Annotated in this window: 14 protein-coding genes; 13 read left to right on the forward strand and 1 reads right to left on the reverse strand. The window is 49.9% G+C overall.

Going from position 1 to position 14,545, the window contains the following annotated elements; translation table 11 throughout:
* Positions 1 to 612: 612 nt before the first annotated feature.
* On the forward strand, positions 613 to 1,512 hold the full coding sequence (locus JZI27_RS12155; protein ID WP_280207651.1) for a DMT family transporter: 900 nt from the start codon (positions 613 to 615) through the stop codon (positions 1,510 to 1,512).
* Here the strand turns inward: JZI27_RS12155 and JZI27_RS12160 are convergent.
* Complete coding sequence (locus JZI27_RS12160; RefSeq protein ID WP_280207652.1) at positions 1,472 to 2,194, reverse strand: ArsR/SmtB family transcription factor; 723 nt, start codon at positions 2,192 to 2,194, stop codon at positions 1,472 to 1,474. The two genes, JZI27_RS12155 and JZI27_RS12160, sit on opposite strands and share 41 nt — an antisense overlap.
* A 239-nt stretch (positions 2,195 to 2,433) precedes the next feature.
* Here JZI27_RS12160 and JZI27_RS12165 point away from each other — a divergent pair, with 239 nt between their 5' ends.
* From JZI27_RS12165 to lplA, 12 genes are all read left to right on the forward strand, one after another.
* The gene (locus JZI27_RS12165; RefSeq protein WP_280207653.1) at positions 2,434 to 3,990 is read left to right on the forward strand and encodes a sensor histidine kinase; all 1,557 of its coding nucleotides are present in this window, start codon (positions 2,434 to 2,436) and stop codon (positions 3,988 to 3,990) included.
* A complete protein-coding gene (locus JZI27_RS12170) occupies positions 3,978 to 4,601 on the forward strand; it encodes a response regulator transcription factor (protein WP_122909677.1) in 624 nt (207 codons plus the stop codon). The genes JZI27_RS12165 and JZI27_RS12170 overlap by 13 nt, the downstream gene beginning before the upstream one ends.
* A 39-nt stretch (positions 4,602 to 4,640) precedes the next feature.
* Entirely contained in the window at positions 4,641 to 5,813 is a 1,173-nt protein-coding gene (locus JZI27_RS12175) for an HD-GYP domain-containing protein (protein WP_122909676.1), read from the forward strand.
* 438 nt (positions 5,814 to 6,251) lie between these two features.
* Positions 6,252 to 6,797 carry a signal peptidase I gene (locus tag JZI27_RS12180; protein ID WP_183185099.1) on the forward strand — a complete coding sequence of 182 codons (546 nt, stop codon included), beginning with the start codon at positions 6,252 to 6,254 and terminating at the stop codon, positions 6,795 to 6,797.
* Entirely contained in the window at positions 6,794 to 8,050 is a 1,257-nt protein-coding gene (locus JZI27_RS12185) for a M73 family metallopeptidase (protein WP_122909673.1), read from the forward strand. Before JZI27_RS12180 ends, JZI27_RS12185 begins: the two co-directional genes overlap by 4 nt.
* A gap of 70 nt (positions 8,051 to 8,120) precedes the next feature.
* Entirely contained in the window at positions 8,121 to 8,693 is a 573-nt protein-coding gene (locus tag JZI27_RS12190; RefSeq protein ID WP_122909672.1) for a hypothetical protein, read from the forward strand.
* Positions 8,694 to 8,707: 14 nt separating this feature from the next.
* Positions 8,708 to 9,541 (forward strand): hypothetical protein, encoded by an 834-nt coding sequence (locus JZI27_RS12195; protein WP_122909671.1) that lies wholly within the window; start codon positions 8,708 to 8,710, stop codon positions 9,539 to 9,541.
* Between the two features lie 100 nt (positions 9,542 to 9,641).
* Positions 9,642 to 10,166 (forward strand): signal peptidase I, encoded by a 525-nt coding sequence (locus JZI27_RS12200; protein ID WP_122909670.1) that lies wholly within the window; start codon positions 9,642 to 9,644, stop codon positions 10,164 to 10,166.
* A 251-nt stretch (positions 10,167 to 10,417) separates the two neighbouring features.
* The gene (locus tag JZI27_RS12205; protein WP_122909669.1) at positions 10,418 to 10,978 is read left to right on the forward strand and encodes a TasA family protein; all 561 of its coding nucleotides are present in this window, start codon (positions 10,418 to 10,420) and stop codon (positions 10,976 to 10,978) included.
* A gap of 80 nt (positions 10,979 to 11,058) precedes the next feature.
* Positions 11,059 to 11,889 (forward strand): TasA family protein, encoded by an 831-nt coding sequence (locus JZI27_RS12210; RefSeq protein WP_122909668.1) that lies wholly within the window; start codon positions 11,059 to 11,061, stop codon positions 11,887 to 11,889.
* A 131-nt stretch (positions 11,890 to 12,020) separates the two neighbouring features.
* The gene (locus tag JZI27_RS12215) at positions 12,021 to 13,391 is read left to right on the forward strand and encodes a type 1 glutamine amidotransferase family protein (protein WP_122909667.1); all 1,371 of its coding nucleotides are present in this window, start codon (positions 12,021 to 12,023) and stop codon (positions 13,389 to 13,391) included.
* Between the two features lie 143 nt (positions 13,392 to 13,534).
* Positions 13,535 to 14,521 carry a lipoate--protein ligase gene (lplA, locus tag JZI27_RS12220; RefSeq protein ID WP_280207654.1) on the forward strand — a complete coding sequence of 329 codons (987 nt, stop codon included), beginning with the start codon at positions 13,535 to 13,537 and terminating at the stop codon, positions 14,519 to 14,521.
* The last annotated feature ends 24 nt before the right edge of the window (positions 14,522 to 14,545 follow it).

The following is a 14,545-nucleotide window of genomic DNA, read 5'->3' on the forward strand; positions in this document are numbered from 1 at the left end:
GCTCCGTGAAAAAAGGGAAACCCGCGTCCAAAGCAGCCGGTTCAAGATGTATGGCATGGGTGGACGCTAAAGGCAGGTTTCTCTTTTTTCACTCCGCTTCGGACGGACTCCCAAAGACTTTCGCCTTTTCTTCTTTTTTCTCACACCTGCTTGGGTTCTTTGTCCAAGCAAAATAATGGTTTCTCGTTCGGATGTATAACTGGCTTCAATGATTAAACATTTACATGATCATGAAATAGATGGCGATTAAACAAAGCTGTCCACAGGAAACAGGAGAAAGAAGCGAAGATCTTTGGGTTACCTACCGAGACGGAGTGAAAAAAACGAAACATGCCTTTAAGCGTCCACCCCTGAGAGACTTCTTGGAGACGGCTGCTTTGGACGCGGTTTCGTTTTTTTTTACGGAGTCGGGCAGTGAATCTCCTGTGCTGGTAGCCCAAGAAGCTGGAGCGTTTTCTCCTGTTTCCTGCCCACCACTGAGGCTGGATTGACATGCCCTTTATTTATTACCAATAGACTTCCTTTTCTCATACGATTCGCTCCCTATCGAAGTTTTCTTCAGGTACACTGATCTCAACAACAGGTAAAAGAAGGAAATGGGGGAGCTATACGTTGCATCCAATCTTGTTTGCGAGTCTCGTTGTGATTACGACTTCCCTGATGGGGTCGTCGTTTGCCGTTGGAAAAATCGGATTGACCTACTTCTCCCCGCTGCTTTTAGTGGGCTTGCGCTTTACGCTTGCGGGCATCCTGATGGCGTTGATGACGTGGAGGAAGCCTCTTCCTTCATCCATTCGTGATTGGGGCAAGGTACTGGTGATCGGCTTTTTCCAGACCGCCAGCGTAATGGGATGTATTTTTCTGAGCCTGCGTACGATTACGGCGGGCGAATCCTCGATCCTGACCTTCATGAATCCGCTTTTGGTGGTGATCTGGGGCACCCTCTTTCTCGGAATGAAGTACCGATTTGCCCAATGGCTGGGTGTCGTGATCGGCATGGTCGGCGTTTTCATCACACTCGGTTTTCATTTGCAATGGGAAACGGGGACCTTGTTTGGCATTGGCTCAGCCGTGGCTTGGTCGATTGCCACCATTTTGGTGAAAAAGTGGGGAGTGGCATTCAATGTCTGGGTGATGACGGCTTATCAAATGCTTTTCGGGGGCGCACTGCTCATCCTCATGGGAGTCACACTGGAAACCCCCTACATGGTCATCACTCCTGAATCGCTGCTGATCGTAGGCTGGCTCGCCGTAATGGCGTCGATCGTGCAATTCGCCACCTGGTTTTATCTGCTGCAAAAGGGAGACCCGGGAAGAACGAGCGCTTTTCTATTTTTGGCACCGTTTTTTGGCGTCCTGTCCGGGTGGTTGTTGCTGGATGAGAGAATCCAATGGCATGTGTATGTCGGGGGACTTTTCATTTTTGCGGGAATCTTTCTTGTGAACTGGACGTTTGCCAAAAAGAAAGCACTCAGCCGCCAGCCTGCCGAGACGAAGCGTGAGGGTGCTTGATAGTCAGTCCGAATCCATCGAAAAATCCTTTCACCCCGGCTTCCGTGATCCGTACTCCACGATGATCGGCATAGCGCTCGACCCAGCCCAGCTCAAACAACCGTTGGGTCAGGGCTGCTCCTAGACTGCCAGCCAGATGATGACGGCGCTCGCTCCAATCCAGGCATGGTCTGGCGTAGCTGCGGCGGCTTTTGCTGCGGGGTTCGAGCTCCACGCCCAGGCTGCACAGTTTTTTCTTGCCTTCTTCGTTCAATACGTAATCCTGTCCGGATTCCTCCAGCAACCCCATGGCAAGCAGGCGATCGGTCAAAGCCACGCCGACCTCGCCAGCGAGGTGATCGTAACAGGTACGGGCAAAACGAATCGCTTTTACCTGTTCGGACTCACGCAAGGAGCGGACTGGTTTTGGCAGTGCAATCGCGTTTAATGCTTCGAGGGCATGGGCAACGTCCGCATTTGCCAAACGATAGTAGCGATGCCGTCCGTAGGATTCGTGAACGAGCAGGCCGCCCTCTACCAGCTTGGACAGGTGGGAGCTGGCGGTTTGGGGCGTGATGCGGGCAGCGCGTGCCAGTTCACTTGCGGGCAATGATTTTCCTCCCAAGAGACCAAGCAGCATGGCGATCCGTGAAGAGTCGCCAATCAAGCTGGCAACTGCGGCAATATCAGGACTGGTATTCATTGAGCTTCACCTCCAGCATCAGTATGACATGTTGATTCGATGACATCAATCAGGTATGCCCTACATAACATGGTGAGGTAATGGGCTGGAGGAAGTATGTAAAAGTAGGTCGAAAAAACTAGAAAACTCATCTCGGTTCGACACTTTTCATATATTGTAAATGTTTGTAAAAATCAAGTACGATTATGATGTCTATTTTTTCCGTTTTGTTTTTCCAATGGGAAGTGGAGTCTTGTCGAATGGACCAATTGCTAAAAGAAATTCGCCTCGTTCTGTATCTGTTTCAATGGGTGCTTTTGTTGGCTTTCTTCTTCTTCCTCATGGACGCTCCCAGTCCAAACTACCGATTTTCCGCAATCACCCTAGGTATCTGTGGTGTCTACGTCATTATTCTCGGGTACGCACTTCCGCGACGATCCTGGTTTTTGCTCGGAATGGTCGATTTGGGGATTGCTCTCTTTTTCATCGCACAGACCGGTACGTGGAACAGCCCGTTTATGCTCTATGCGTACACGTCGATGTTATGGCTGACGGCTGTCTTGCGGCTGAAACAGGTTCTATTCGTATTCACCCTGTTTATTCTTGCCGTTTTCGTTCTTACCTTATGGTTTCCCACCGAAGTCATGCTTCCAAAGACCCAGCATGACAACCTGAGTATACTACTCGATATGATGATTTGGGCCAGTCTGACGTTCTGGGTCGTTGCCTTGCTGAAAATGGGAAAAAAACTCTACGCCAGATGTTTTCAAGTGTACCTTTTTTTAAGGAAAGTCTCGTCAGCTCCATCCATCAACATCTGCGAGGTTACCGAGCAGATGTTGCGACGCGTATTTCGCACAGAGCAGGCATATTTGTGTTTGTACCAAGAACGGGAGACGGAAGGTGACTGGAAAAGAGATTACTTTCTGCAATGTTTGCTGGACGCAGGTGCAGAAGATTGGAACCGACTTGCGATCTTGAAGCTGGATGATTACACCGGCAGGGAAGATACATATGCTTGTTCGCCACTCAGGTTAGATGATGAGGCGTGGGGATGCCTGATTTTTGCAATCCCTCCAAAGCAGGAGATAAGCAAAGCAGAGCGGTTGATGCTTCGCGTTATTTCGACCGTTATTTGTCAGCAGGGTAAACAAAACCGTCTCCATTATGAAATGGCCCAATCTCTCCACGAGGAAATGCGGAAAAAACTGGCTCAGGACATGCACGATGGATTAGCCCAGCAGTTGTTTTTTTTGTCCGCCCAACTATTCCAGCTCAAGCAGTCCCTGCCTTCAGAGGTAAAAGAAACCGCAGCAGAGCGGCTTGGTCAGATTGAAGAGCGAATCCAGTGGTGCCACAAAGAAGTGCGGAGTACCATTACGCATTTGCGAGAGTTCCGGGAGTCGCAGCAGATCTCCGAAGCCATCGAGCAACTGTTGCGGCGAATGACGGCTGGAACCGATCTGCAGGTGCGATTTACATCAAAAGTACGAGTGCTGGAGGAAGATCTGCCGATTTTGGATGCCATCTATCGGATGGTGGAGGAAGCGACGGCGAATGCGCTGAAACACGCGTATGCCCATTTTCTTGACGTAAGTGTGGAGGCTTCTTCGGTACAGGTAAAAGTACGGGTCAAGGATGACGGAATCGGCTTTTGTCCCGAAGAAAAAAGGAAGAAAAACCAGTATGGAGTCATGGGAATGAAAGAGCGTATCTCACAGGTGGGAGGGACGTTTCAGATCCGCTCCAAACCGGAAGAGGGAACTGAAATCGTGGCTATCATACCGCGAAAAGGAGTGGACATGTGGATAGGGTGAGATTGCTGCTGGCTGATGATCATCGGATTGTGCGGGAGGGGCTGAAGATGATTCTGGAAAGCTGCCCACGCTATACGGTGGTGGATGAAGCAAGCACCGGAGACGAGTTGCAAACCAAGGCTTTGGCGTTGAAACCTGATTTGATTATCTCTGACTTGAAAATGCCCGGTATCTCCATTATCGACAGCTGCAGAACAATGAAGGAGCAGCTGCCTGAAATCAAAGTGCTGATCCTGACAGCATTCGACGAAAGTGAGGATGTATTTCGGGCATTGGAGTCCAATGTGGACGGATACATCATGAAAGACACGGTCCCTGAACAGATTCTGAACACCATGGATATGGTCATGATGGGGTACTCCTGCTTTCAATCCAAATTGCAACAGAAAAAGAAAGAAAACTCAGGTATTTCCCTCACCGAGCGCGAACAGGAAATTTTTCAGCTGATTGTGGAAAATCTAGGAAATCAGGAAATCGCTCAGCGCCTCTTCATCTCCGAGGCAACGGTGAAAACACATGTAAGCAGCATTCTGCGCAAGACAGGTCAACCGAATCGCTCACAGGCAGTCTTGTACGCGTTGAAAAAAGGACTGGTCAAGGTTCCGCGTTGACGATAGTGGTCGATGGAATAATCGTAAAGAGGGTTGTCCATGAAATCGCGAAAGAGAAACGGTAATCACACTGGTTATTTGGCAGATAGCATGTTTTACGGGATATCACTGCTCGTCAGTGTCGATGCGTTCCTGTCTTTGCTGTTGCACACGTTGGGAGTCGTCTTGTCACCGTGGATGGCGATCTTCGGATTGGCGATATGTGCTGCAGTCAGTTGGACCGTCTATGTCTTGCACAAGCTTTACGTAATGCCTGGGACCAATTCGCTGCATATTTCCGCTTTCCTCGGGACCTGCTTGCTGCTGTTTTTCTGCTTGTACAATCCTCATCAGTTTACTGGCGTATGGATGATTTTCCTGTTGTTTCCCATCTTTCTCAGCTTTTTTCACGACCGTGCTCTCCTGCTCATCTGGGGATCGGCAGCCTATCTCATCTACGTACTCACACTGGGTTTGGAACAAAACATGTCGGTGACAATAGATGCTTTGTTTGATCTGAGTTTGGCGGGAATCAGTGCTGCGTGTGCCTGGATCGGCTATGTCACCATAAAAAAAGTGTTAGGCGATTCGCGAAAGGCGGCAGAGGAGCACAATCGGGAGTATGCCATGACATTGCTGAATACATTGGTTCCCATCGTTGAACGCAAGACGCAGAGCAGCAGCAAAGAGATTGAACAGATGGGCCGCCTGATCAAGCGGATTTTGCGAGAGTTTCCGCTGGAGAAGGTAAATGACTGGGAGATCAACATGCTTTCACTGTTGCATTATGTCAGTCGAATCAAATGGCCGGACTACGTTTTTGAGTCGGATGAAAGACTTACCACCTACGAATATCAAATCATTCAGGAACATTGTCACATCGGTAGCGAGATGTTTCATGATAAACCCGCCTTTGCGCGTGTGGTAAAAGCGCTTTACTCTCATCATGAGCGGTATGACGGAAGCGGATATCCTCAGCAGTTGAAAGGGGAGGAGATCCCGCTATTGGCACAGATTTTGGGTATTGTTGAATGTTTTCTGGCAATGACGACGCCACGAGCCTATCGGGAAGCGGTTACGCTTGCAGAAGCGTACGAAGAGATTTGCAGCATGGCTGGAAATGCCTATGACGAGAAAGTAGTGCAGGCGTTTGCCAGCGCCGTACAGATTCATTCCCCGACAAAGGTGTCCCACGTCCCCCGATGGTTGGATCATTCTCAGCCTCGTGGCTAAAAAAAATGAGACTGTTCCCCGATTCCTTTCCTCGTGTCCATTTTGATAGAGTGGGGGAAAGCAGGGGGAGGGGACGTCGCTTGTTGCAAAAACGGTGTAAGCACTGTAAAAAGCATTCCTATAGTAGTGGTGACTTGTGCCGTTGGATCTGTCCTTACTGTGGAAAGGATATCACCTTGATAAAGGCTGGGCCGGCTGGTAAAAGGTATGTGCCGGTACGGCCTCTGGTCACCTATCGTCTGAAACTTCATATTACTGACGAGGATACTGTCTGATGAGGACAGTTTTTTTATTTGGTTTCGCTCTCTCATCCTTCAGTATGAGAAGGATTCATCCTGTTCGCGAAAAATCTTCCGCCTTTCAAGGGAAGTGAGTCGTACCGGTGATGGAAGATAGCGGAAATGCTTTGGCGTAGAATAAGTGAAAGAGGTGATCGGCGTGAGATTCCGATGGGTAAAACAAGCTGGACTGGTATTTTTGGCTCTGTTTACATTTACTAATTTATTTCTGTATACCACAAGTCGTTGGAATCCCGACCAAATTCCGGGGTACGGCGATTGGCGGGTGCTCTCCGTTCTTACGGGCAGCATGTCTCCCGCCATCGCTGCAGGAGACATGGTGATCGTTGTGCGTTACGGGCAGGACCAACCCCGGGTGGGCGACATCGTGACCTATTATCAGAACGATAAAACCCGTTCTCTGATGACACATCGCGTCATGCAACGTCTGGAAAACGGTTATCTCCAGACCAAGGGAGACGCCAATAAGGAAACGGACGGGGGGTGGACCGATCCGTCACGTCTGCTTGGTAAGGTGGTTTTTACCATCCCGTACGCCGCATCGTTCCAGCAAATGCTGAGAGAGCCGTTGACCTTGGGTTTTCTCCTTGCAGGGTTCGCAGCTTTCTTGATCTATACACAACGAAAGAAAAACAGCAAGCAGGATTTGACTCAAACCGAGTGCATTGAGGGGGAAGTATCATGAAATGGGAGCAGGTTAAAAACTGGCCATGGAAGCGTATCTTGATTGGAACGGCTGTCCTCTCATCGATCACGGCCAGCACCAGTTTTGGTACATACGCATACTTTACCAGCCAAGTGGATGATTCCACCACTTTTGCTGCCGGCACACTGGAGATTAGTCTGGGGCAGAGCAACTTGAAGTTTCAGGCGGATAGCGATCAGCCGTTTTTGCCTGGAGTGCGCTTCGAGAAAGGGCTTACCGTAAGCAATGAAAGTGATGTGCCTGTCAAGTATGCGCTGCTGGCGGAGAAGGCGAGCGGGGATGATATCGTGTACGACCAACTGGTGGTAGAGATTCAAAGCGACAGCAGCGTGTTGTATCATGGACGGGTCAGCACCTTGTCGCAGGCGAATGTAATTATCCCAGAGCTGGGCAAAGGCGAGAGTGACCAGCTTCAATTTTCTGTATACCTCCCGGAGAGCACGGGTAACGAAGTGCAGCAGAAGTCGGCAGAGGTTAATTTCGGCTTCCTCGCCACCCAACAGGAAAATGGCGAGTATTTTGCCCAAGGCGGGCCGGTCATGACCTTTAGACCAGAGGATTTGAGCGGCAAGCAGCTGATGGAAACCATGAAGCTCGCTGACAAGGTATCGGAGGAAGATGCCTCCATGACCTTTATTCTAGCGGAAGGCACTTACGATCTGGGCGGCTTGGAGCTGCCTGAAAATATTACCTGGAAGGCTGCTCCCGGCCAGGAAGGCAAAGTCGTCATCGAAGCCGATGAACTTCAGGTCAGCAACGCATCGTTTGAGGGAATCCGTTTTGAGGGCAATGGGACAGGTTTGGTCATCGGCTCCAATATCAGCTTTCGGGCTTGCACGTTTGGCAGCGGCTTCGAAACCGCGATCCAGACGGCGGCCGTTGATGGAGAGAGTGAGACTATTGAAGGCTTGACCATCAAAGGAAGCACATTTGAAGGAGCGCAAACTGCCATCCTCCTGGAGCAAACGATCAAGGCGGTGCTTATCGCTGACAACACATTTGGTGGAGGAGAGCATGCTGTTGTGATCGCCAATGACAAAGAGACTCAAGTACAGATTGTCGGCAATGATTTCACCAAAGTAAACAAACACGCAGTGGAAAGCGGCGGTGTGCGGGTAGGTGATGGCATTGACGGATTTAAGGAGATCGCAACGGAAGAGAGCGAAACGAAAAAACTGGCTCTTCATCTGCACAAGGCAGATTTGTACCTCGAAAACAACAAATATGAGTAACAGACGGCGGGTCAAGAGATCAAAGGGGCGGTGGCTCCTTTTCCGCGACCAGGTAGTCGGAAGCTTTTTTTTGATAGGTGTAGCAGTCTCCTTGTTGGGGCAGCCCGCCACTACCTACAGCTGGATGTGGCAGGAAGCCAAGGACACCGGACATGAGTTTGTCATCGGATTGCTCGACATTACCGAGAGCAGCTTTGGCAGTGAGTGGAAGGTCGTGAAGGGCGGCAACCAATCCATTGATCTGTCCAAAATGATACCGGGGGATGAGCGGCTGTTAGAGGCAACCTTATCAAAGGGCGCGAGTGATCTCGACTTTGTGTACAAAATCGTGGCTCAGATGAAGAATACGAATGCTCCGGAAGTGGCGCAAAAGCTGGAGGAAGTTCTGCACATCCGCATCGCGAGCGGCAAGAATATTTTGTATGAGGGGCTTGTTCGCGATCTGCATCCGCAAGAGCCTGGAGTGGTTCGTTCGAATGATACGGAGAACATGTTTCATGCCGGGGATCCGAATAAGAAGTTTCTCATTACGGCATATCTGCCGCAGGAAGGCGTCGACCATACCTTTCAAGCTTTACAAGGGGAACTAGAGCTGCGTTTTTTGGCAAAGCAGGTGACACAGGACGCTATTTATGCTGAGTAAAGGAGGGGAGGGAATTGAAAAAAATCGCAGTAGGGCTGTTCGCGGCCAGTCTGGTGTTGAACATCGTGCCACTGGACGGTACGGTCGCCTTCTTGACCAGTGAGAAAAAACAGACGTCCTCCATCTCCCTCGGTACCAATGAAGATGTATTTGTGACACAGACCAAGGAAATGACGATCGAGACCAAGATAACCAAGCGGACCGTAATCAGACGGACGATGAATGCTGACGGAACTTCTTCCGAGACGGCGGAAGATAAAGTGTCGATCGACCAAGGAGCACAGACGATTGTGTTTATTCCGCAGCGTCCTCACCTGGATCTGGAGTTGGAGAACTTACGTGTAACCGGAGCAGTGGAAGGTATTGTCAAGGTTGAAAAGATAGAGTCGGAGGAGGGCATTGAGTTTCTCATTTCCCATGCCCGTGGTGAAATGGAATGGAAAAACGGGACAGTAAAAGGGGAACTGCATGTCACTGCGTTGGGCGGTTTTTACGATGTCGTGATTCCAGTTGCGGTCACAACGATTTACAAAAAGAAGACGGACGTGCAGGAGACGAATGCCCCGGGAAATCCCCAGCAGCCTGGAAATCCGAGCACGCCTGGCACACCCGGCACGCCAGAAACACCTGCAACGCCAGAAACACCACCGCCGGACGGATCAACGACGGAGCCGACTACACCTCCGCCGTCCGATTCTGCAGATTCGCCTTCTCCGCCATCGGATGAAGCTACTGCACCACCGACGCCTTCGACCGACCCTGCTCCATCCGTGCCTTCCGGTGAAAATCAAGGGTCACCCTCTCCTGAGAGCTCTCCTGAATCTGGGGAACCGGCCCAAGCATCGTAGCGGTATCTGACGAAGGAGATGTATTTTTGGGAAGTTGTATCATCCATACTGGGAGCGGTGAACGACAGAACCGCTCGAAAAAAGCGAGGGATTACACAAAGTGGTTATTCTCAAAAAATCAATATCGGTCCTGACAACTCTGTTTCTCGTAGTTGTCATCGCCCTTTGCGTATTTCTTTTCATCGGTAAATTGAACGGCGGGAAAACAACATTATTTGGAAGTGAGATCATGGTGGTGCTCAGCGGCTCGATGGCTCCCACCTTTGACACAGGCAGCGTGGTGGCAGTGAAGCCCGTTACGTTTGAGCAAATAAAACAAGGCGACATCATCACCTTTAAAGAGCTGGACGGCCGGACGGTTACCCACCGTGTAGTGGAGATCAATGAAGGAAAGCTGATCACAAAAGGGGACGCCAATGGTGGAATGGATTCCACCCCGGTAACAAAAGACCGGGTGATCGGCCAAGTCGACTACTGGGTCCCGCTGGTTGGCTACCTGGTTGAGTTCATCAAGTCCAAGGCAGGCATGCTGATCTTTTTGGGAGTTCCCGGTTTGTATCTGATTGTCAGCCAGATCTGGAAGCTGATAAAGATGATGAAGGAAGAAGAAGCAGCAGCAAACTGAACAGCCCCCTGCAAGAAGCCCGGTCTGCGTGATCGGGTTTTTTGGTTTTACCCAGGGATGATTACTCCTCATCCTTGAGTATGAAAGGTTGTAGCCGATTAGTGTTAGAAACGGTTCATCCATGCTCTCCTACTTAATTCACCCCGATGCAGGAAGTTGAAAAGATTGGAAACCAGTAAGATTAGAACTGTAAGGCACACCGCCTCGGGTGCCAACGAACAAAATACAAGATATGTGGGAGGAATTGGGAAATGAGCTTGAAAAAACAATTCGCATTTACTTTGGCATCAGTGGGGATCGGTGCTGCACTGATCGGCGGCGGAACCTTCGCGTACTTCAATGACACCGAAACGTCGAACAACAACACGTTCGCAGCCGGTACGATTGACCTAAGACCAGACCTCAATGGCGCTGCCGTGTTCAACATTGAAAACGCAAAACCAGGTGACGATTGGGATGTAAACTACAACCTGAGCAACGCTGGATCTTTGGCTGCTAACGTAAATGTTACTGCCGACTACACTGCAGACGGCAATGGCGATGGAAGCGACATCGGTACTCAGTTGATCGTTACCGATGTGCAATTCGGTGGGCAAGCAGTAACTGTTAACGATCCAAACGGTGGCGATCTGACACTGACCGATCTGGATAATGCGAATATCGAACTGGGTGCACTCGGTGCTGACGGTGCAGCAGATGATGAGAAAGCAATTACCTTCAAACTGACATTTAAAGAAGCCAACGCTCCGCAAAACGAATACCAAGGCGACAGCGCATCTGTCAACCTCGTATTCGAAGCACGCCAACAATAATAAACATCCTGTAGCGCAAGCCCATTTCAACCAAGCGGGAGAGGATGCCTCTCCCGCATTTCAATAGGAGGAATCATTCGATGAAAAAGCGCTTGGCTTTGTCTATGCTCGCTTCGACGGTGGCTTTCGCTGGCCTGGTGGGCGCTGGAACTTATGCTTATTTTAATGATACTGAAACATCGACCGGGAACACTGTTCAAGCAGGTACACTGGAAATGACCGGTTTCCGCAATGACATTCCGATAGAAGGACCGATGTTCTACACGAGCGACGGCTTCGGTCCGGATGACGCCGGCGTCCTGGGCACTGGCCTCTGGCAGCCTGGCGATACGCATACACGCGGCATGTTTATCCGCAACGACGGTACTTTGAACGCGAAGCTGAACAAACTTTTCGCGGAGGCGCAAGATGATGATGCGATGGCCTTTGCCGAGCAAGCACATGCGACGATCGCCGTTTTTGAACCGGATTCCAACGTGTTCCTGAACATCGACAGCAGCGAGTATGCGGACTTGGTGGATGCGATTGACCAGTTCTACCAAACGACCTTCGATGACTTGATGGAAGCGATGTTCCCAGGGCATGACACCATGGAGCTGGAAGAACTGAAACAGGCGATCAAGCAGGTCCACGGAGAAGTGAAAAGACTGCTCATGGAAGAATCGTTCCGCGTACATGTAAACGGCGACCCGGTCAACGTAAACGTCCAGCATGTATTCCAGGACCAATTGAGCAATCTGGTCGGCAATGACAACATCGTGGATCCTGGTCTGCAATACGTGGTTGAGCCAGGCGAATCCCTCTTCTTCGGCTATACTGTTTCCTTTGACGATCTAACTCCAGAAGAAAACAACCCACTCCAAGGTAAGGAAGTCAAATTCAACTTCGGAACCGAATTCGTACAAGACTAAGCCGTTATTGCCACCTTTTGGGGATGTCCCGCTCTGGGCATCCCTTTGTATGTGAAAGGGGTGATGGCGCAATGATAGCAGACGGTATTTGCAACGAATCGCAAAAAATCTGTAAGGAAAAGAGGGTTGTTATGAAAAAAGTTTTGCGGACAATGGTTGCTTTGTCCACGGTTTTCTCACTGGCCGTTCCCACCCTGTATGCACAGGCTGAATCCGCGGATTCCGTAACGCCGCCGGATGGCTACACGCCAAAGAAGCTGAGCAAGCAACAAAGCTTGAACATCGCATCGGAGATTGGGGGGGAGGAAGGCAAGGCGCTTCTCGTCATGAACGTGTATCCTTGGGGGAGTAGTGCCGCGCAACGTACATTGGCTAATCTGGGTATCGCCTACGATGCCGCAACCATGGATCGGGTGGATGATCTGGATTTGTCCAACTACCGCATGATCATGTTTGCCAACGACCAGAACTCTACCTTCTATAACGACTACAACGCTGCTAAAGATGAACTCGAAGATTACGTGGAATCGGGCGGCGTCCTTCTCGCGGGGATTTCGGATCAGGGTCACAACGGTGGATCCTTTAATGCAGCGCTCCCCGGCGGAGTAACGAGTACATCATCCTATGAGATAAACAATTACGTCGTAGATACGGATCATCCGGTTGTCAGGGGTGGTGGTTTATCAGGCGAGTTTCCAGGAAGCTTTGCCAGCCACCGAGTTGTGAACGAATCTTCCTTGCCCAGCAACAGCAATGTCATTATAAGAGGTTCTGTCTCTGACCAGGCTACATTGGTAGAATACGAATTGGGCGACGGTATGGTCATTGCGTCCGGCCTTACATGGGAAATCGCAGTAGATTATGGATGGAACTTCAGCCAAGCGTATGATGATCTGGTCAGATACGCGTATGAAAATTCCAACATCGAAGAACAACCGGACTATCTGGGTATTGCCACCCAACTGGTAGAGCAGGCTGAACAGGAGCAAACGCAGGAAAGCGTGGATGCCGCCCAAGACGCCATTGACAACGTGCCGGAAGGGGAAGCCAAGACTGAGCTGCAGGCAAGACTGGATGCAGTGAAGCAACTGCTTGAGGACATGGATGCGGTGCGTGACATTCTCGATGATATCCTGGATGACAAACTGACCAGCAAAACCGGTATCGATGCAGCCATCGACAAGCTGAACAACGCGAAGAAGCTGTACAAGGAATTGCCTGAGGGTGAGGGGAAATCCGCGGTCGGTAATGACATGGACGAAGCGCAGGACGTGATTGAAGAGGCCTTGCTCGCCATTCTGGAGACCACCATCAACGGCAAACCGTATATCTTGACCGGTAAGCAAATGACCATCATGATCTATCACGCAATCGATCAGGTTGAGGCGTCCAGCCAAGAAGACATCGACAGGGTGATGGAATACCTGATGCCGATTGTTCAAGATCACACTACTCTGTCCGAGTCAAGAATTCGCGGATTGGTTCAACTGTATTTGCTTTAATCACAATCGGAGTAAGACCTAACTGGCTGTTGAGAAAACCATTCTCAGCAGTCTATTTATTTCATACTCGCGCATGGCTCTCTATTACCGGATGGACATGGTATGATAAGGGGAGACTAGCATTGCCAACGGGAGGAAAACCAATGAAATTCATCGACAATCAAGGAATTACAGATCCAAGAATCAATCTGGCGATAGAAGAATACGCGTTGAAGCAATTGCCTGCTACAGATGATTATCTGCTGTTCTATGTGAATGAGCCGTCCATTATTATAGGGAAAAACCAGAATACGATCGAGGAAATCAACGCTGAATATGTGGAGCAGCATGGCATCCACATCGTTCGCAGGCTGTCGGGTGGCGGTGCGGTCTACCATGACCTGGGGAACCTGAATTTTAGCTTTATTACAAATGATGACGGGCAGTCGTTTCATAATTTCAGTAAGTTTACCAAGCCTGTCGTACAAGCCTTGAAGCATTTAGGGGTAGACGCAGAGCTGACCGGTCGCAATGACATTCAAGTAGGAGAGCGTAAAATCTCAGGCAATGCCCAGTATTCGACCAAAGGACGGATGTTCAGCCACGGTACGCTCCTGTTCAACTCGGAGATGGAGAATGTCGTTTCCGCACTAAAAGTAAATGCAGAGAAGATCAAATCCAAGGGCATTAAGTCCATCCGTAGCAGAGTTGCCAACATCACAGAGTTTTTGGATCAAGAGATGAGCATTGAGGATTTCCGACTAGCCATCCTGAAGTCAATCTTTGAAGGAAAAGAAATTATCGAGTATAAACTGACGGATGAGGATTGGGAAAAAATCCACGAGCTGTCCCGAGAACGTTATCAAAACTGGGATTGGAATTACGGGAAGTCTCCCAAGAGCAATTTCCGCCAGTCCAAGCGTTTTGACATCGGCACCATCGAGGTGCAGCTCGATATTGAAAAAGGCAGAATCAAGGAAGCGCATATCTACGGTGACTTCTTTGGGGTCAGGGACGTGTCAGAGCTGGAAGCATTGCTTCTCGACCAGCCTTACGACCGCTCTACACTGACACAGCTGTTGTCTGACGTAAATATCCAGGAGTTTTTCGGCAATCTGGATCGTGAATCGTTCATCTCCTTGCTGTTTTAAAGTGGGATGAAGATAACCAGATAA

The organism is Brevibacillus sp. AY1, from assembly GCF_029870785.1.
GTDB classification, from domain to species: domain Bacteria; phylum Bacillota; class Bacilli; order Brevibacillales; family Brevibacillaceae; genus Brevibacillus; species Brevibacillus invocatus.